Genomic DNA, 14,626 nt, shown 5'->3' on the forward strand with positions numbered 1-14,626 from the left:
GCCCCTGTGAGCGCCGAGCAGCCTGCCCTGCCGCAGGGGGGAGGGGGATGCCGCGTGAGGCCGTTCACGGTGGTGCCGGAGGCCTTCAAGGGGCGCTGTAGGTGAACTCCGCCCCGCGCTGAAGGCATGCGGGCGTGCCCGCGCCGTACCGGTCGCCGTCCGTCGGCCAGCCCGCACACTCCCAGGCCCACTACTACCCGGCCGACGAAGACCGGGCAGTCGTCAGGGCTCGTCGCATCGTGACTCGCGGCCGATCCTGATCGTTCTCCCGGGTAGCCCGCACACCGTTACCCGGGAGACCTCGTGCGCTTCAAGCCCGCCGCCATCCTTGCCGCGGCCGCTCTGCTCGGTATCGCCACCCCCGCCCACGCCGCACCCCACCATCGCGCCGCCGGCGACACCGTCACCACCACCCTCCACGCCGCGATCGACAACCTCCCCATCGCCGAAGAACACCGTGACGGCTACCTGCGCACCGCGTACAAGCACTGGACCGACGACGACCACAACGGCTGCAACGCACGCAAGGACGTCATCATCAGCGAGGCCGTCGTCGCCCCGGAGGTAGGCTCAGGCTGCACCATCACCGGCGGGGTCTGGTACTCGCCGTACGACGACGTCACCGTCACCAACGCCTCCGGCCTTGACGTCGACCACGTCGTGCCACTTGCAGAAAATTGGGACTCCGGCGGCTACGCCTGGACCGCAAAGGAGCGCGAGCAATACGCCAATGACATGGCGGATCCTCGGACCCTCATCGCCGTCACCGCCCGCTCCAACAGGCAGAAGGCCGACAAGGACGTCGCCGACTGGCTCCCGCCCGCAGTCGGGTACCGGTGCCGGTACATCGAAGACTGGGTGGCGGTAAAGACCCGCTGGGGCCTGAGCGTCGACCAACGCGAAGCCGACGCCCTGCACCAGATCGCAGCCGGCTGCGATGACACCGAGCTCCATGTGGTCCTCGCCCGATGAGCGCCACGATCCGGATCTCCGCCCCCACAGTGACGGAAGTCCTTCTGGTCGACGGCTGGCACCAGGTCCACCGCAAGTCATTCCGGGTCGGGGCCTACAGGCTCGTGTCCGCCACCGACGAGTGATACGAGCAACTGATCGATAGCCTGGGCGACGACGAGCAAGGCTTCACGCTCAAGGATGAGCAGGGACGAACACCTGCCGGCCCGATCACCTCGATCCTGGCAACCCGAAGCTGAACCGCCAGCAGATGCAAGCAGCCCCGCTCCATCCAACCCGGAGCGGGGCTCTGCCGTGGGAGGCATGCAGGAGCCCTGCAAATCAGGACGCTACGCCCAACGTCCCGGCCGTATCAACGCCCCGGACGCAAGAAATAGAAGAACCAGTTCCGCAAGCCCATGGCCCCTGTCGACGGCTCCTGGCATCATCCGAAAATGCTCATCACGCCCGGCCCCGGCACCAACCGCGACAACGTCCTCCAAGCCCTCCGCAAGACCCGCGACGACGTACAGAACCTCTACACCGCCCGGCCGCACGAAGCCATCGACGCGGTCCTCGCCTACCTGGAGTGGGCCAACGAAGCCGTCGGCCGACTGGCCGGACAGATCGCCGACCGCGACCTCAACCGACTCGTCCTGACCAGTCGGCATGGCCAGATACTCGCCAACGTTGCCATGCTGACAGCCCCGGACGCCGTCCGCTTCGCCAACGGGCTGCTCAACCTCGAACTCCGCCAGCGGTCCGACGACTTCAACTCGGCGGTCCAGGCCCTCGAAGCAGCTGCCAGCAGGCGCCAACAGGCCGGCCGGAACATCGTCTTCGACACCGGCGTCTTCATCAACCACCCGGACAAGTTCGACCAGATCGACTACCGGTCGCTGACCGGAGTCTTCGATGACACCGTCAACCTGGTCGTCCCGATGGTCGTCATCGACGAGCTGGACAACCTGAAGCAGCACAACAAGCAGCAGGTCAGGTGGCGAGCCGGATACAGCCTCGCCATCCTGGACCGGCTCTTCTCCTCGGGCCGGCCATCCGTTTCCGTCCTGCGCGACCTGGACTTGTCCGAGGCGGCCGCGGGTGGACTGCCGCGATCGAAGGTGACCGTTGAACTGTTGTTTGATCAGCCTGGCCACATTCGGCTCCCCATCGCCGACGACGAGATCGTCGATCAGGCGCTCACGCTGCAGGCACTGGCGGGGGAGGAGGTCACGCTGTTCACGTACGACACGGGGCAGTCGATGCGCGCCCGCAATGCCGGCCTGATAGCGAAGAAGCTGCGCTTGGAACCCGAGGGGCCGCCGGCAAAGGGCTGAGAGCGCTGCGCCCTGCCGCCCTTGGGAAGCGGCAGGGCGCAGCGGCACCGACGACCAGGCGCGACCGCCGACAGGGCCCGGGCGGGGTTGGGTGCCCGGGTGCCACCCCTCGTGGCCGGGAACGCTACGCCTGCGGAGCGGGAGAGTCCAGATGTCGGGCGAGACTATCCGAGCTCGAAGTACCAGGCCGATAGCCTGGATCGTGATCAACTCATAGGGTGTCGACACACAGAGATCAGCCCGCGCCCTTCGCATTGGGCTGTCGTGGCTCCACGCTAAACTCCGGTTGACTGGGGGAGGCGAAGCCAATGGCAGATACGGCAACAGGGACCGGATTCGAAGTTGACCCGAGCGTCGTGTTCCAGGCGTCACTTCAGTTCCTCGACACGAAGGATTTCGTCTACAACATCGCCGACGGCATCGTCGGAGACCTGGCCTCCACCGCCGGAATGGCCGGAGACGACTCCGTCGCCCACTCCTTCGCGGCCAAGTACGAACCGGCAGCGAAGACCGTGGTCCAGGCCATCGGCAAAGCCGGGCAGGGCATGGCCACCGTCTCTAGCCGACTGCTGACCATGGCCTCCAACTACCTTGCCGTCCAGGACAGTGTGGCAGCCGCTTTCACTGGAAAGATCAACACATCGTCAGGGCTCGCCAAGGGTGCGCAGCAGTGCGACCCGAACCAAGCACACAACAGCCTGCCGATGGTCACAGGATCCAAAGAGGTCCACGAAATCCCGATCATCGGGAAGTTCTGGCCGCAAGGTGACCCCAAGAGGCTGCGTAGCGCCGCTCACGTCTGGGAACACTGCGCCTCCTTGATCGACCAAGCGCAACGCAACGCCGGCCTTCATTCCGCCGAGGTGATCGCCAAGTGCTCGGGCGACGCAGTCGAAGGCTTCAAGACCTACGCAGCCACCGTGTTCAACGCCTGTCCGGCTGGCGGCACGACCGCGTCGTCGAAACTCTCCCTCATGGAGAACATCTCGGCCGCCTGCCGAGAACTACAGGCCATCTGCAACGACTACGCAAAGGCGATCGACGACTGCCAGAACAAACTCATCGAGCTAGGCGTGACCGCAGGTGTCGTGACGACAGCCGGTGTACTGCTGACTTTCTTCACGTTCGGTGGCTCCGACGTCGCTGCAGCCGCTGCGGACGCAGCCCTGGCCGCGGACGCGGCGGTCGCCGCTGAAGCTCTCGCCACGGCCGAGGCCGGGATGGCTGCCGCAGCAGCTGTCGCCGAAGCCGAAGCGATCGTTTCCTCTCTCGCTTCCCGATTGGTCGTGCTCGCCGGCACTGCCACCGCCGCGACTGCGGTGGCAGCTGTCGAGTCCGCCAACGCCGCAACGCCCCAGAACCCGGCTGCTGGGGGCGGTCAGGGCACGCCCGCCGCACCCGTCGTAGGCCCTATCCCTCCGCCGCCCGAACCGCGGCCGTATCCGCTCTATGACGCGGCACAGCAGGCCGCAGCCAAGACATGGATCGAAAGCATGGACGAGCGGGGTGCCAACTATGGCACCGCAGACGACCGGGCCTATCAGGTGCGGGTCGCCGGGGAACCGGAACGGCGGGTCCTGGGGGCGGACGGCGAGAAGGTATGGGCGGACGGCTTCCGACCCGCCGACGGCGCACTCATCGACGCCAAGAACGTCCGGAAGAAGGGCTGCAGCCCACGATCCCTGGAAGGCCTGCAGGAGGGAAAGTTCAACGTCCAGTTCGTACTGGGCGACGACGAATCCGAGCTTTCCCGCTACCAGGCCGCAATCGACAACCCGGCCAACCACGCCCAGTACCTCGAAGTCGACACCCCTGACAACGCTACCGTCGGCTACTGGCAGTACCTGCTCGCCAAGCACCACGTGAAGAGCAACGTTCGCGTAGTCCCCTAACCCGGCAAGGAACCCCCGTTGGACACCATCTATGTCGGCGCCGCGCCCGGCACCACCTGGTCGCTGACTCCCGAAGAAGCCGAAGAGCACCTCCGTGACCGGTTTCCCGGCATGGAGTCCTGGTTCAAGCGTGCTCCAGTGAGCGGCAAAGACTACATCGACTTCGACGTCGAGGTAGACGGTGTGGAACGGCAGTGCAGCTACTTCGAAGGCGGCCAGCTGATCCTGCGTGATGGTGATCCATCAGTGTGGTCCGACACGATCGGCTGGTTCCTAGGATTGCTGCCGGCAGATGCGAGGTCAGTGGCGATGGTCGCATCGAACCCGGACAACGTCCGGGTGATTCCGCCGGGCTCTAACGCGCGGGACATCGAGGAACTGCTGCAGCCCTTGTTCGACTTGGACTAGAGCAGCCTCGATCTGAGCCTCTGCCAGGCATGTGGAGGTCGAGTCCGCTGCCGCCGCTGTACCCTCTCACCGGAGCCCTGCCGCACCCCCGACGGCAGGGCTCTTCCGGGCTCAGCGCTCCGTCGACTGATTCGGTATCTGCCGCCAACCGTGAGCAGCCGCGCCCGCGTACAGCCAGCCGACGACGAAGTCACTGAACAGATCCATCGGCCGCTCGGCCTCAGGAAGACCCAAAATGGCGACGAGCCGGCCAGCGGGAGTGTTGCCGGTGTCGCAACGGCGGCACAGAAGCAGCTCGATGCCGTCACCGAGAGGGAGACGGGCGGTCAGGGCGGCGGCTTCGCCGCAATGGGGGCAGGGCGGCATGTCGTCGGTTCTGATCACTTGGAAGTCGGCCATGTCGGTCAATGCGGGCTCCTCCCTGGTGGGGGTGGCTAGGATCTGCCCGCGATCATGCGGAGTCAATGGTTCCGGCAGTCCCCCGCCGCATCAAAGAGACACATTCCGATGGGCTAGCAAACATCGCGGCTGCGGCAGCTCCAGCCTGAGGCTGTGGCTATGTACAACGCCAAAGTCATCCGGGCCTTCATCGGATCCCCCAGCGATGTTGAAGAACGAGAGCTCGTGAGAGATGTGCTGGCCCAGTGGTCCGCCAAGAGATCGTCCGAGACGACAAGCGTCGTGTTCGTGCCAGTGCGGTGGGAAACCAACGTGTTCCCCGACCTGCGCAAGCCAGGCCAAAAGATGATCGACGAGAAGCTCGTGCGCGCCTCGGACATCTGCATCGCCCTGTTCTGGATGAAGATCGGCGGCTCTGTCGACGGAGACTCCGGGACAGTCCACGAGCTGGAACAGTTCCGGACGGCTGGCAAGCGGGTGCTCACGTACTTCTGCCAGCGAAGGGTCAGCCGGCGGGATGCGAGCAAGTTCGCACAGGATCTTGGCGCCGTGGACCAGCTGCGGGATCGGCTGGAGAAGATCGGTCTTGTGGGTGAGTACGGAAGCCGGGGTGAGCTGCGAGGCCAGCTGCTCGATGCGCTCGATGACGTCGCGCGCGAGAGCCTCGCATAGCTGGCCTTAAATCGAACCTGTATTCGATAGGATTGGGGATGTGACCCCCCCGCTCCACCCCACCTGGTGCGACCCCGCCCACTGCGACGTCCCCAACCAGCAAGCCAACCTCGCAGCCCGCGGCGGCGCCCACCGCTCCAAACTCATCCCGCTCAACCTCGAAACTGAAGCCCGCGGCGAACAGGGCTGGGTCTACGCCGGCCTCTCCCAGTCCGCGAAGCCACGTGCCGGCGTCTTCCTCAAATGGATCATCAACGGGCAGATCGTCGGCCACCAACCCATCAGCGACGCCGAACCCCTCGCCTGGCTCATCGCCGACGCCCTCGCCAACCTCCGCGGCGACGACCAACCCGTCGAACACGACAAAGCGCCCGGCCAGTAGACCGGGCGCAGCAAGGGAACGGGGTAGGACACGGGAGGACCGGGAGGCGCTCCGAACGCTCAGACGTCCGGCTGAAAGTCGGCGATGTCAGAGAGCGTGACAACTGGCCGCCGAGCGGACGAGGCGGGCAGGTTCAGGCTGTCCTCAACGAACTGCCGCCGCTCCTCGTCGGTGGCCGTGAGCCACCAGTCGACGAACGCCTCGATGTCGTCGATCACGGCCGGCCGTCGAGGGCGGCGCGGATTCGGTCTGCGGCGTCCTGGTAGCCGTCGGCCAGGCCGCCGTAGGCCTCGGCGGTGTCCAGCTCGTCGGCGAGCGCCAGGACGGCGGCGATGCGGGCCTCGGCCGTGCGGAGACGCTCGGCGAGCTGCTGCTGGTAGGCGCTGGTCATGCGGCGGCGCTCCCGGTCTGGCGGTACTGCTGGGTGTGGGCGGCATTGGCCCGGCGGCTGGCAGCGCACGCCGTCTCGCCGCGGCGCAGATGTTGGCGGTAGGCTCCGCGGTCGCCGTCGCATCCGGTGGGGCAGATGGCGGGGGCGTCGGTGACCCGCTGCCGGGTGAGCAGTCGGCGGCCCTTCCAGACGGCTTGGGCCATGGATGCGGCGCGGAGTTTGATCAGCACGTGGTGTGCGTGGTGGTTGGCGCCGCCCTCGGTGATGCCCATGGCCCGTGCGGCGCTGTCGCGTGTGTGGCCGCTGGCCATGAGCCGCAGGTATTCCAGCTCGCGGGCGGTGAGCGCGGCGCCGGGGGTGGGCTGCCACGAGGTCACGGCTGGGGCTCGTCGGGGGTGGCGGCGGCAATGGCAGCCCAGGTGCGGGCCAGCTTCAGTTCGACCTCACAGTCGGCCTCGTCGGCTCGCTGGCGGACAGCGAGTTGGTCGATCTGGGAGCCGTGCAGGTCGCGACCGCGGTGGAGAAGGCGCTGGGCGTCGTCGCGGGCCTGAGCGGCGCGGGCGTAGCAGCGGTGGGCGGACTCGGCCCACTCGCGGGCCTTGGCGAGGGCTTCGGTTCGGGTCACCATGCCCAGTCCTCCTGTTGCGGGTCGTCGAGTTGGGCTATGAGCTGGGCGAATTGGTCGTCGAGGGCGGCCTGCTCGTCCTCCTCGGCGTGTTGTCGGTTGTCGAGGTGGCCGAGGAGGGCTGCCCCGAGGCCGGCGCCGAGGAGGGCGCCGGCCAGGACCAGCCACGGGGACACGGTCACGCGGTGGGCTCGGCAGCGAGGGCACGGGCGCAGGCGCGGCAGGTGGTCGGAGCGTCGTCGGGCTTGAGCTCGTCCTTCGGCCCGCTGGAGTAGCCGCACGGCGTGACCAGCACGGTGGCTCCGGTCCAGATCGCGGTGGGCCGGGCGGCGTGGGTGTTGCGGCCGCCGTGGAGGCGGAGGCGGTGCGGGTACGTGGTCACTGCTGGCCGCCGTCCTGGCCGAGCACCGCGCGGGCCTCGGCGTAGATGCGCTTGGTCTTGCGGGTCTCGTGGATGACGACGATGAGGCTGGTGACGCTGATGGCCAGGCTGGCCAGGGCGATAGCGAGATGCACGGTGTCTCCTCGGGTTGGGGCCGCCCGCGGGTTGCGGGCGGCGTCAGGGCGTCAGGGGGTCAGCGGTGGCCGGCTTTCCAGCAGTCGGGGCAGATGTCCCGGCCGCCGGGGCGCTGGTGCCAGCCAGCCTCTCGGCGGACAGCTCGGACCTCGGCGGCCGTTGACGAGTACGGCAGGTGGGTAGCGGCACCACACTCGTCGGGGCCGTCACAACGGATCTCGACGTAGGTGGCGACGCTCACGCGGCAGCTCCCGCGGGAACGGCGCCGAGGTTGGGCTGGGGCAGGCCGAACGCGGCGGCACAGACGTGCGCGGCCAGCAGCGGCGGGACGGCGTTGCCGACCTGCTCGAACTGCTTGGTGCGGGAGCCCTGCCACGGGTAGTCGGCGGGGAACGACTGGAGGACGGCGGCCTCGTGCACGGTGATGCGGACGGTGTCGGGCGATTCGAACTGGGACTCGCCACCCGGGGAGCGGTCACGGTGGCCGGGCGGTGCGATGCGGTTGGTCGCACAGACCGTGGTGGCCGGTCGCTCCTGCACCCACTCGACCCGGGCGGCGTTGTTGCCGAACGCCATGGTCGGTGCTGGCTCGTCGGCCCCGCGCATGGCGGAGCCGGGCTGGTTCCCGTTGCGCAGGACCCACGAGACGTCATTGCCGCGGGCGCCGAAGAACAGCGTGCCGGCGGGCTCGTCGAGGTCTCGAACGGAGGCGTTGGCTTGGGTGTTGGAGCGGAGGGCCCAGGAGCGGGTGGACTTGACGAGGGTCTGGGCGGGGTCGTCGGCGGAGAACTCGTTGCCACCGGGCGTGGTCCGCTCGCCGCGGGTGTTGACGACCAGACCGGTTTCCCAGCCAAGGGCCTGGGCCATGGACACCCACGGAGCACGGGTTTCGCCGAACAGGTCGGGCTCGGTGCCGCCCTGGGCATGCGTCGGTGTCGGTGCGGATACGGTGCGGGCGCGGGAGGCTATGAGGATGGCGCGGCGGCGGGTTTGGGGGACGCCGTAGTCGGCGGCGTTGAGGATGCCGCACCACACGCTGTAGCCCCAGCCGCGGAGGATCTCGGCGTAGTGCCGGAACAGCGGCAGGACGTCGGGGACCTCCTCTTTGACGATGTCCTCGGGCCGCAGGTCGTGCAGGTATCGCATGGGCTCTGCGGCGAGCAGGCTGCGCGGATCCTTGCAAGCGGTGAGGATCTGGGCGCGGGTGTCGCGGCCGTGGGCGAGGTCGTGGAGGGCCTGGTGGACGAGGGGCTGGTCTTGGAGGCCGAGGCCCTTGCCGGCGCGGGACCAGGGCTGGCAGGGGGAGGAGTCGATGATGCGTCGGATGCGTCCCTGCATGGGCTGGGTGGCGAGTTGGGCAACGTCGGCGCGGACGGTGAGGTGTCGGGCGGCGGCGCGGGTGGTGCAGGCGGCTTGGTCCCATTCGATGCCGATGTCGCGGATGCCGTGCCAGCGATGGAGACCTTCGGACCAGCCGCCGGGGCCGGCGAACAGGTCCAGGGTGTCGGGTGCGTTGGCGGTCACGGGCGGTTCCTCAGCTGGTCGTGGTGCGGGCGGCGTTGTCGGCGTCGCCGTGGTCGGGGCAGTAGCGACGGAGCATCGCGGCGGCGTCGCGCATGCCGGCCGCGCGGGCGGCGTCGAGTTCGGCGCGGAGCCGGGTGACCTCGGCGAGGAGGTCGCCGAGCGCGCTGTACGGGCCGACGGCCGCAGCGCTGGTGCTGGCGCCGAGTTCGGCGTACAGGTCGCGGGTCTCCTGCTCGCGGGCCGGGTCGAGACGCCAGCCAGCGGGCGGCAGGGCGGCGCGCAGGAGGGCAATGCGCTCGGCGGGCGGCGGGGTGCCGGTCACCGGGCACCGCCGGCGGTCGGCCACGCCTGGCGGCAGCCGTTGCTGCGGCAGCGCAGCACATCGGCCACCCCTTCGAGTGCCCAGGTCAGCCCGTCGTCCAGGAAGGACCGGCCACAACGCGACCAGCCGTCCGGGCGCCCTACGTGAACCACTTTGTCGGTGCGGGTGTTGGGGCGGTCGTACCAGGAGGCGTCGCGCTGGGCGGCCCAGGGCTCGACGTCCTGCTGGTCGGTGCTGGTGGCCATGGTGGGTCTCCGTGGTGGGTGTGTGTGGTGGGCGGCCGGTGGGTGCCGGCCGCCCGGGGCTGGGTCAGGCAGCGGGCAGGGTGGCTTGCGAGAGGCGCAAGGCGGCGGCTTCGCAGTAGCGTTCGTCGGCTTCGATGCCGATGGCCCGCCGGCCGGCCTGGCGGGCGGCGTCGAGCGTGCTGCCGCTGCCAGCGAACAGGTCGAGGACCAGGCCGTCCTCGGGGCTGCCGTATCGGATCAGCAGGTCGAGCACTGGGATGGGCTTCTCGGTGGGGTGTCGGCGGGCCTTCACGCTGGAGGCGGTGATGACGGACAACTGGTATCGGAAGCCGTCGTCGGTCCATGTGCCTGCCGGCCGGTGGGTGTAGGTGTCACCGCGGCCGCCTCGGGTGTGTCGTTTGCTGGTGCCCGCGTTCGGTCGGCTACTGGGCACCCGCGGCGTCTCGTGGTGTATGCCGCTCCAGGGCCCCTGGTACCAGTGGAAGGCATGTTCGTGTGCGCGTCGGAACCTGTCGGCGTGCACGCCGGTTCCCGTGGTCTTGGCCCAGATGATGTCCTGGGACATTCGCCAGCCGGCGGCAGTGAAGTCGGCGTAATGGTCGAGGAACACGCGGGCGGTGCCGAAGCACCACATGGAGCGGGTGACGGTGGCAGCGAGTGTGACCCAGTCGTCCGGCCATTCGTCCCAGGTGCAGCTGCCGGTGCGTTGCATGATCCCGTAGGGAGGGTCGGTGACGATGAGGTCGGCGTGGATCCCGAGGGCCGGGAGGATGTCCCGGTTGTCGCCGTGGTAGAGGGTGACGGTGTCGTCTCGGTAGTAGGGCTGGGGCACGGTGCTCCTCGGGGCTCTGACGCCCGTTGGGGCGCGGGGTGGGCTGGTGGTCCGGTGCGGGGCTGCGGGGCCGTCAGGCGGGCGCCTGCGGGCCGCTGGGGGCGGGCTGGCGGAGCATCTGCTGGATGTCGGCGATGGCGTCGTCGCGGCCGGTGGTCTGCTGGTAGGCCGCGGGGTCCATCTGCTCCAGCTCCTCGTCGGTGGCGGTGGGCAGCGCGAGGACGGCACCGATGGCGGCCTCCAGTTCCCGGACCCGGGCAAGCAGAGCGGGAAGGTCCTCACGGGCGGCGGCGATGAACTCGCCGTCGTCGCGGGTGCCGATGTTGACCATGGCGTGGTGTTCGCCGGGACCGTCGTCGGGGCTCTGCACGACCCACAGGTGGCCGGGGTATCCGTGGCCGTCGAGGTCGTCGTGGAGGGTCCACGGCCCAGGAGTGGCGGCGTCGCAGCGGGCCAGGATGGCGTCGAGGTCGAGGGGCTCGGCGGGCTGGGGCCGGGTGTTCATCGGTTGGTCTCCTTGGTGGCGGTCTGGGCGCGGAGCCAGGCGATCGAGCGCTCCAGGTCGGTGACGTACGTGCAGTCGGGGTCGCCGCACTCGCAGCTGCCGGCCTCGGGCTGGGGCTGGGTGCTCATCGGGTGGTCTCCTCGGTGATGGTCAGCTGGCCGGCGGCCTCGATGGCGGCTCGTCGGGTGGTGGCGGCGGTGTGACGGTGGTGGTCGCGGTCGTAGTGCAGGTGGCAGCCCTGGCACATCGCGCGGAGGTTGCTGGGATCGCAGTTCTCCGGCGTGTGGTCGAGGTGGGCGACGGTGAGGACCACCGTCGAGCCGGTGCCGTACGCCTGACCGCCGTTGAGGTTCGGGCAGCGGCTGTCATGGGTGCCGCGTCCGCACTCGCCGAGGCACTCGCATCGGCCGCCGGCGCGGTTGGTGCGGATGTCGAGGCTGATGGCGGGCCATTCAGCGGGGTAGCGGCGGCGGTTCTCCGGGCGGACGGGGCTCACTCGACACCGTCCCGGGCCCACTGGGCGATCTGCTCGCCGGTCGGCTCGATCCAGTAGGTGATGCCGTGGGGGCAGGTCAGGCCGTCTTTGGTGTAGGGGCCGGCGACGAGCGGGGGCACGGTGCTGACGGTGATCTCGGTGGGCTGGTCACCGCAGACCTTGGCCCACTTCTCGCGGAGGGTCTGCTCGCATTCGTGCTGGAACAGGCTGGTCATGGTGGTCTCCTCAGGCGGCGGGTTGGGTGGTGAACTTGGCCTCGACGTGCGCGGTCAGCCCGTCCACGTCAATCCCGATGGCGACCGCGTCGACGTATGCGGCCTCATGCGCGTCACCCATCTCCAGCTCCTCGCTGATGCCGTCGAGCAACACCGAGAGGTCGGCCGCCGGCATCACGCCGGCGAGCGCTCCGAGAAGGCGATGCGCCCACCAGGCGTTGACGGCCGCGTCGGCATGGGCACCGGTGGTGCCGCGCGGGCCGCGGGCGATGCCGACGCTGTGCGCGACGGCCTGACGAAGGAAGATCTCGTGCCGGGTGCGGGTGGCGTCAGCGACTGACTGGGTGTTCATCAGATCTCCTCAGGGGTGAATGGCGCGGGGGAGCCAGCGGGCGAGGGCTTCAAGCCGTGCGGCGAGCTGCAGCCCGGCGCCGGCGATCCGCTCGATACGCCTCCGCGCAGGCCCCGCAGGCTCCCTCACCGCGGTAACGGTGAGCGTCGGCGCCGCCAGGCGTTCCATGCTTGATGGGGCGCAGCCGGGTGTGCGGTCGGGTCCGCAACTGCCGGCCGTACTCGCGGTTCGCCGTCGTGCACGCCTCGCACGGCTTCTCACCGTGGTCGAGGTGCCGGTGATAGGCAGCCTGAGTTCCGCAGGGCTTCAACTCGCGGGGGAGTGTCAGGCCGCACGCCGAGAGGAGGAATTCGATCTCAGCATCGGACGGGTTCGGGTTCACGGTGTGCTCCGGGGAAGCGGGGCGGGTGGTTGGTGGGCTCGGCGGCCGGCGAGGGCAGGGCCGCCAGGTTGATTACTTTCAGCGCGTCGTAGAGCAGTCAGGGGCGCCGCACTCGCAGTGGCCCGGGTGCCTCCATCGGTAGCCACCGACGTGAACGAAGGCGCCGTCGGCATCAGCGACGGCCCGCTCACCAGTCGGGCGGTACTCAACCTCGATGGTCGACGCGGGACTCCGCCGGGAAGCGGTACACGCTCGGACTCGCGCCACGAGACGGTTGATCGCGAAGTCGTAGGGGGCGCCGTCAACAAGAATGAGGTATCGCGACGGGCTGAAGCCGAAGCGCATGGACGTGCTGATCTCGACCTGGGTGGGAACGCGGCCGATGACAGCGAGCTCGGCGGTGAGCAGGGCGACAACGTCGTTGCTGGGGGCGTCGGTCATCGTGAACTCTCCTCCGGGGGTGAGCTGGTGGTCTCAGGCGGCGAGGGCGAGGCGGGCGAACAGCTCGGCGGCGGCCCGGTTGGTCTTAGGCCGGTACACGGTGAGCGCGGCGGTGATCTGGGCGGCGGTGAACGTCTTCGCGGGGACCGCGAGGACGACCAGCCGGCCGGTGGACTTCGAGCGGCGCAGCTTCAGCACGGTGACCGTCGCAACGCCGGGGCCGGCGGCCTTGGAGAAGGCGGAGGCGAAGCGGTCGGCGGTGGCGGCGTCGAGGCCGCGGGCGATGAGGGCAGTCTTCGCGGTGAGGGGCTGGCCGTGGCGGAGGGCCCGGGAGGTCTGGCGCTGGTTGTGGGTGCGGGCCTTGATGATCTGGCGGGCGGTGCGGGTGGCAGCGTTCACCGGAGTCTCCTTATTGGGGAGTTGGGCCGCTTGGCGCCGCCCTGATGACTCCAGTATGAGACCAACATGTTGGCCACGCAAGAGGCCAACATGTTTGGCTTCAAGATCTTTCGATAGGCCAACACCATGGCCTTCCCGATGGCCAACGCGCATGAGAACATGACATGTATGACCAGCTACGAACCCGACCCCGCAGCCACCAAGGTTTTCACCAACTACAAGCGCGCTTACGAAGCCGAGCAGGAACTCAAGCCACAGATGCGAGAGAAGGCCGAAGAAGCCATCCGCGCCGGCGCCAGCAACCAGGAACTCGCCAAACTCACCGGACTCACCTCCGAGTACTTCCGCAAGCTCGCCAAGGCAATCGGCGTCGACAACCGCCGCCGCGCCCCCACCGTCGGCCGCGAAGTCGAAGCCGCCCGCAAGGTCGCCGAAGCCACCCAGTAGCAGGACCAACCCCGCAAGCCGCCGGCCCGCTGCGCCGAGCGGCCCCTCGTGCTGCCCGCGCCCAGTCACCGCGCCACCCCAAGGAAGCGCCGCACCGGAATCCCCGCCGCCTCCGCACGCCGAACGCAATCAACCGTCCCGCGCGACCCCGGCAACACAAACGCCAGCACCAGCCGCGCCCCCGCAGCCACCATCGCCTGATTCCGCAACGGCCCAGCCGCACGACCAAACCGCTCCCAATCCGCCGGCCACGCCTCCACCTCCACGCCGGCCCGCTGCGCCCACACCGCCGCCACCGCATCCGCACCCGTCGGACAGCCCCCGTGCACGACCACGATCGGCCGGAACGTCTTGAACGCCACCCCGAGCGCCCACTCCACCCGGGCTCGATCCGTCCAGGCCCGCGAACCAGTCACCAGAATCCGCGACTTCGGGGTCACAGCAGCACCCCCGCATCCACCAGCCGCGCCACATGCAACGTCCGCGGCATCACGCCGCCGCCGTGCACCGGCCGGCACCACACACCCACCGCCGCCCCGCACAGCCGACACGAAGCCTCAAGACCCGGCTGGCGCACCATCAGAAGCTCCGCCGCGTGCTCATCCCGCACCCGCTCCGCATCCCGCATCGACTGGCGCAGCTGCGCCCCGGCGTCCGCCAGGCAGCGCTTCAGGTGCTCCACGCCACGGCGAAGTTCGGCCGCCTCGACCGGCGTCAGGCAGCGGCGCCCAGCGGCGTCGAGAATCTCCGCGAGCCGAGCCGCGGACGGTGGGAGAGCGGCCAGAAGGGCCGCCGGTTTCGGAACGGCAGTGGCACTGTTCGCCATGATGGCCTCAAATCGGGGCTACAGGTGGGCAAGAAGCGCCCAGCGGGGAGGAGGTGGAGTCATTGC

28 protein-coding genes are annotated in these 14,626 nt (G+C 69.1%); 7 read left to right on the forward strand and 21 right to left on the reverse strand.

All coding sequences use genetic code 11. From position 1 onward, the window contains the following. Window positions 1-303 precede the first annotated feature (303 nt). The 4 genes from ACZ3TI_RS27720 to ACZ3TI_RS27735 all read left to right on the forward strand — a co-directional run bounded on the left by ACZ3TI_RS27720 (window position 304) and on the right by ACZ3TI_RS27735 (window position 4,588). Window positions 304-972 (forward strand): HNH endonuclease family protein, encoded by a 669-nt coding sequence (locus tag ACZ3TI_RS27720; RefSeq protein ID WP_465730775.1) that lies wholly within the window; start codon window positions 304-306, stop codon window positions 970-972. Window positions 973-1,370: 398 nt separating this feature from the next. After that, on the forward strand, window positions 1,371-2,288 hold the full coding sequence (locus ACZ3TI_RS27725; protein ID WP_465730777.1) for a PIN domain-containing protein: 918 nt from the start codon (window positions 1,371-1,373) through the stop codon (window positions 2,286-2,288). 308 nt (window positions 2,289-2,596) lie between these two features. Further along, entirely contained in the window at window positions 2,597-4,180 is a 1,584-nt protein-coding gene (locus ACZ3TI_RS27730) for a restriction endonuclease fold toxin-2 domain-containing protein (protein WP_465730779.1), read from the forward strand. A gap of 18 nt (window positions 4,181-4,198) precedes the next feature. Then, window positions 4,199-4,588 (forward strand): hypothetical protein, encoded by a 390-nt coding sequence (locus tag ACZ3TI_RS27735; protein ID WP_465730781.1) that lies wholly within the window; start codon window positions 4,199-4,201, stop codon window positions 4,586-4,588. A 111-nt stretch (window positions 4,589-4,699) separates the two neighbouring features. On the opposite strand, the gene ACZ3TI_RS27740 is transcribed toward ACZ3TI_RS27735, so the two are convergent. Next, window positions 4,700-4,987, reverse strand: a complete 288-nt coding sequence (locus ACZ3TI_RS27740; RefSeq protein ID WP_465730909.1) for a DUF6300 family protein — start codon at window positions 4,985-4,987, stop codon at window positions 4,700-4,702. A 159-nt stretch (window positions 4,988-5,146) separates the two neighbouring features. On the opposite strand from ACZ3TI_RS27740, the gene ACZ3TI_RS27745 reads away from it, so the two are divergent. Together ACZ3TI_RS27745 and ACZ3TI_RS27750 are read left to right on the forward strand one after the other, a co-directional pair. Then, the gene (locus ACZ3TI_RS27745; protein WP_465730783.1) at window positions 5,147-5,659 is read left to right on the forward strand and encodes a hypothetical protein; all 513 of its coding nucleotides are present in this window, start codon (window positions 5,147-5,149) and stop codon (window positions 5,657-5,659) included. Window positions 5,660-5,699: 40 nt separating this feature from the next. Next, window positions 5,700-6,041 (forward strand): hypothetical protein, encoded by a 342-nt coding sequence (locus tag ACZ3TI_RS27750; protein WP_465730785.1) that lies wholly within the window; start codon window positions 5,700-5,702, stop codon window positions 6,039-6,041. Between the two features lie 59 nt (window positions 6,042-6,100). Here ACZ3TI_RS27750 and ACZ3TI_RS27755 read toward each other — a convergent pair whose 3' ends face one another. The 18 genes from ACZ3TI_RS27755 to ACZ3TI_RS27840 form a co-directional block, all read right to left on the reverse strand. After that, window positions 6,101-6,259 carry a hypothetical protein gene (locus ACZ3TI_RS27755; RefSeq protein ID WP_465730787.1) on the reverse strand — a complete coding sequence of 53 codons (159 nt, stop codon included), beginning with the start codon at window positions 6,257-6,259 and terminating at the stop codon, window positions 6,101-6,103. Further along, window positions 6,256-6,432 (reverse strand): hypothetical protein, encoded by a 177-nt coding sequence (locus tag ACZ3TI_RS27760; RefSeq protein ID WP_465730789.1) that lies wholly within the window; start codon window positions 6,430-6,432, stop codon window positions 6,256-6,258. Before ACZ3TI_RS27760 ends, ACZ3TI_RS27755 begins: the two co-directional genes overlap by 4 nt. Continuing rightward, on the reverse strand, window positions 6,429-6,809 hold the full coding sequence (locus tag ACZ3TI_RS27765) for a response regulator transcription factor (RefSeq protein ID WP_465730791.1): 381 nt from the start codon (window positions 6,807-6,809) through the stop codon (window positions 6,429-6,431). The genes ACZ3TI_RS27760 and ACZ3TI_RS27765 overlap by 4 nt, the downstream gene beginning before the upstream one ends. Continuing rightward, complete coding sequence (locus ACZ3TI_RS27770) at window positions 6,806-7,060, reverse strand: hypothetical protein (protein ID WP_465730793.1); 255 nt, start codon at window positions 7,058-7,060, stop codon at window positions 6,806-6,808. Before ACZ3TI_RS27770 ends, ACZ3TI_RS27765 begins: the two co-directional genes overlap by 4 nt. Continuing rightward, complete coding sequence (locus tag ACZ3TI_RS27775) at window positions 7,054-7,239, reverse strand: hypothetical protein (RefSeq protein ID WP_465730795.1); 186 nt, start codon at window positions 7,237-7,239, stop codon at window positions 7,054-7,056. Before ACZ3TI_RS27775 ends, ACZ3TI_RS27770 begins: the two co-directional genes overlap by 7 nt. Next, window positions 7,236-7,439, reverse strand: coding sequence for a hypothetical protein (locus ACZ3TI_RS27780; RefSeq protein ID WP_465730797.1), 204 nt, complete (start codon window positions 7,437-7,439; stop codon window positions 7,236-7,238). Before ACZ3TI_RS27780 ends, ACZ3TI_RS27775 begins: the two co-directional genes overlap by 4 nt. Continuing rightward, window positions 7,436-7,573 (reverse strand): hypothetical protein, encoded by a 138-nt coding sequence (locus tag ACZ3TI_RS27785; RefSeq protein ID WP_465730799.1) that lies wholly within the window; start codon window positions 7,571-7,573, stop codon window positions 7,436-7,438. Before ACZ3TI_RS27785 ends, ACZ3TI_RS27780 begins: the two co-directional genes overlap by 4 nt. Window positions 7,574-7,811: 238 nt before the next feature. Continuing rightward, on the reverse strand, window positions 7,812-9,098 hold the full coding sequence (locus ACZ3TI_RS27790) for a DNA cytosine methyltransferase (protein ID WP_465730801.1): 1,287 nt from the start codon (window positions 9,096-9,098) through the stop codon (window positions 7,812-7,814). A 10-nt stretch (window positions 9,099-9,108) separates the two neighbouring features. Further along, window positions 9,109-9,420 (reverse strand): hypothetical protein, encoded by a 312-nt coding sequence (locus tag ACZ3TI_RS27795; RefSeq protein WP_465730803.1) that lies wholly within the window; start codon window positions 9,418-9,420, stop codon window positions 9,109-9,111. Continuing rightward, window positions 9,417-9,665, reverse strand: a complete 249-nt coding sequence (locus tag ACZ3TI_RS27800) for a hypothetical protein (protein WP_465730805.1) — start codon at window positions 9,663-9,665, stop codon at window positions 9,417-9,419. Before ACZ3TI_RS27800 ends, ACZ3TI_RS27795 begins: the two co-directional genes overlap by 4 nt. 64 nt (window positions 9,666-9,729) lie before the next feature. Further along, the gene (locus ACZ3TI_RS27805) at window positions 9,730-10,497 is read right to left on the reverse strand and encodes a DNA-methyltransferase (protein WP_465730807.1); all 768 of its coding nucleotides are present in this window, start codon (window positions 10,495-10,497) and stop codon (window positions 9,730-9,732) included. A 73-nt stretch (window positions 10,498-10,570) separates the two neighbouring features. Further along, a complete protein-coding gene (locus tag ACZ3TI_RS27810; protein ID WP_465730809.1) occupies window positions 10,571-11,002 on the reverse strand; it encodes a hypothetical protein in 432 nt (143 codons plus the stop codon). Further along, window positions 10,999-11,130 carry a hypothetical protein gene (locus ACZ3TI_RS27815; RefSeq protein WP_465730811.1) on the reverse strand — a complete coding sequence of 44 codons (132 nt, stop codon included), beginning with the start codon at window positions 11,128-11,130 and terminating at the stop codon, window positions 10,999-11,001. Before ACZ3TI_RS27815 ends, ACZ3TI_RS27810 begins: the two co-directional genes overlap by 4 nt. Continuing rightward, entirely contained in the window at window positions 11,127-11,498 is a 372-nt protein-coding gene (locus ACZ3TI_RS27820; protein WP_465730813.1) for a hypothetical protein, read from the reverse strand. The genes ACZ3TI_RS27815 and ACZ3TI_RS27820 overlap by 4 nt, the downstream gene beginning before the upstream one ends. Then, window positions 11,495-11,713 carry a hypothetical protein gene (locus ACZ3TI_RS27825; protein ID WP_465730815.1) on the reverse strand — a complete coding sequence of 73 codons (219 nt, stop codon included), beginning with the start codon at window positions 11,711-11,713 and terminating at the stop codon, window positions 11,495-11,497. The genes ACZ3TI_RS27820 and ACZ3TI_RS27825 overlap by 4 nt, the downstream gene beginning before the upstream one ends. Before the next feature lie 10 nt (window positions 11,714-11,723). After that, a complete protein-coding gene (locus ACZ3TI_RS27830) occupies window positions 11,724-12,065 on the reverse strand; it encodes a hypothetical protein (protein WP_465730817.1) in 342 nt (113 codons plus the stop codon). 460 nt (window positions 12,066-12,525) lie between these two features. Continuing rightward, a complete protein-coding gene (locus tag ACZ3TI_RS27835; protein WP_465730819.1) occupies window positions 12,526-12,888 on the reverse strand; it encodes a hypothetical protein in 363 nt (120 codons plus the stop codon). A gap of 33 nt (window positions 12,889-12,921) precedes the next feature. After that, the gene (locus ACZ3TI_RS27840) at window positions 12,922-13,287 is read right to left on the reverse strand and encodes a hypothetical protein (protein WP_465730821.1); all 366 of its coding nucleotides are present in this window, start codon (window positions 13,285-13,287) and stop codon (window positions 12,922-12,924) included. A gap of 168 nt (window positions 13,288-13,455) precedes the next feature. On the opposite strand from ACZ3TI_RS27840, the gene ACZ3TI_RS27845 reads away from it, so the two are divergent. Then, entirely contained in the window at window positions 13,456-13,734 is a 279-nt protein-coding gene (locus ACZ3TI_RS27845; RefSeq protein ID WP_465730823.1) for a hypothetical protein, read from the forward strand. A 65-nt stretch (window positions 13,735-13,799) separates the two neighbouring features. On the opposite strand, the gene ACZ3TI_RS27850 is transcribed toward ACZ3TI_RS27845, so the two are convergent. Both ACZ3TI_RS27850 and ACZ3TI_RS27855 read right to left on the reverse strand, forming a co-directional pair. After that, window positions 13,800-14,285 carry a DUF2493 domain-containing protein gene (locus ACZ3TI_RS27850; protein WP_465730825.1) on the reverse strand — a complete coding sequence of 162 codons (486 nt, stop codon included), beginning with the start codon at window positions 14,283-14,285 and terminating at the stop codon, window positions 13,800-13,802. After that, on the reverse strand, window positions 14,171-14,560 hold the full coding sequence (locus tag ACZ3TI_RS27855; protein ID WP_465730826.1) for a hypothetical protein: 390 nt from the start codon (window positions 14,558-14,560) through the stop codon (window positions 14,171-14,173). Before ACZ3TI_RS27855 ends, ACZ3TI_RS27850 begins: the two co-directional genes overlap by 115 nt. Between the last annotated feature and the right edge of the window lie 66 nt (window positions 14,561-14,626).

It is taken from the genome of Kitasatospora sp. NPDC023120 (assembly GCF_055560835.1).

What these genes read in the sequence shown, in the direction of transcription:
- ACZ3TI_RS27730 (WP_465730779.1), top strand. Translation starts at nt 2,597, where the DNA reads ATGGCAGATACGGCAACAGGGACCGGATTCGAAGTTGACCCGAGCGTC.
- ACZ3TI_RS27845 (WP_465730823.1), top strand. Translation starts at nt 13,456, where the DNA reads ATGACCAGCTACGAACCCGACCCCGCAGCCACCAAGGTTTTCACCAAC.
- ACZ3TI_RS27745 (WP_465730783.1), top strand. Translation starts at nt 5,147, where the DNA reads ATGTACAACGCCAAAGTCATCCGGGCCTTCATCGGATCCCCCAGCGAT.
- ACZ3TI_RS27740 (WP_465730909.1), bottom strand. Translation starts at nt 4,987, where the DNA reads ATGGCCGACTTCCAAGTGATCAGAACCGACGACATGCCGCCCTGCCCC.
- ACZ3TI_RS27835 (WP_465730819.1), bottom strand. Translation starts at nt 12,888, where the DNA reads ATGACCGACGCCCCCAGCAACGACGTTGTCGCCCTGCTCACCGCCGAG.
- ACZ3TI_RS27770 (WP_465730793.1), bottom strand. Translation starts at nt 7,060, where the DNA reads ATGGTGACCCGAACCGAAGCCCTCGCCAAGGCCCGCGAGTGGGCCGAG.
- ACZ3TI_RS27725 (WP_465730777.1), top strand. Translation starts at nt 1,371, where the DNA reads ATGGCCCCTGTCGACGGCTCCTGGCATCATCCGAAAATGCTCATCACG.
- ACZ3TI_RS27810 (WP_465730809.1), bottom strand. Translation starts at nt 11,002, where the DNA reads ATGAACACCCGGCCCCAGCCCGCCGAGCCCCTCGACCTCGACGCCATC.
- ACZ3TI_RS27800 (WP_465730805.1), bottom strand. Translation starts at nt 9,665, where the DNA reads ATGGCCACCAGCACCGACCAGCAGGACGTCGAGCCCTGGGCCGCCCAG.
- ACZ3TI_RS27815 (WP_465730811.1), bottom strand. Translation starts at nt 11,130, where the DNA reads ATGAGCACCCAGCCCCAGCCCGAGGCCGGCAGCTGCGAGTGCGGCGAC.
- ACZ3TI_RS27830 (WP_465730817.1), bottom strand. Translation starts at nt 12,065, where the DNA reads ATGAACACCCAGTCAGTCGCTGACGCCACCCGCACCCGGCACGAGATC.
- ACZ3TI_RS27855 (WP_465730826.1), bottom strand. Translation starts at nt 14,560, where the DNA reads ATGGCGAACAGTGCCACTGCCGTTCCGAAACCGGCGGCCCTTCTGGCC.
- ACZ3TI_RS27760 (WP_465730789.1), bottom strand. Translation starts at nt 6,432, where the DNA reads ATGACCAGCGCCTACCAGCAGCAGCTCGCCGAGCGTCTCCGCACGGCC.
- ACZ3TI_RS27825 (WP_465730815.1), bottom strand. Translation starts at nt 11,713, where the DNA reads ATGACCAGCCTGTTCCAGCACGAATGCGAGCAGACCCTCCGCGAGAAG.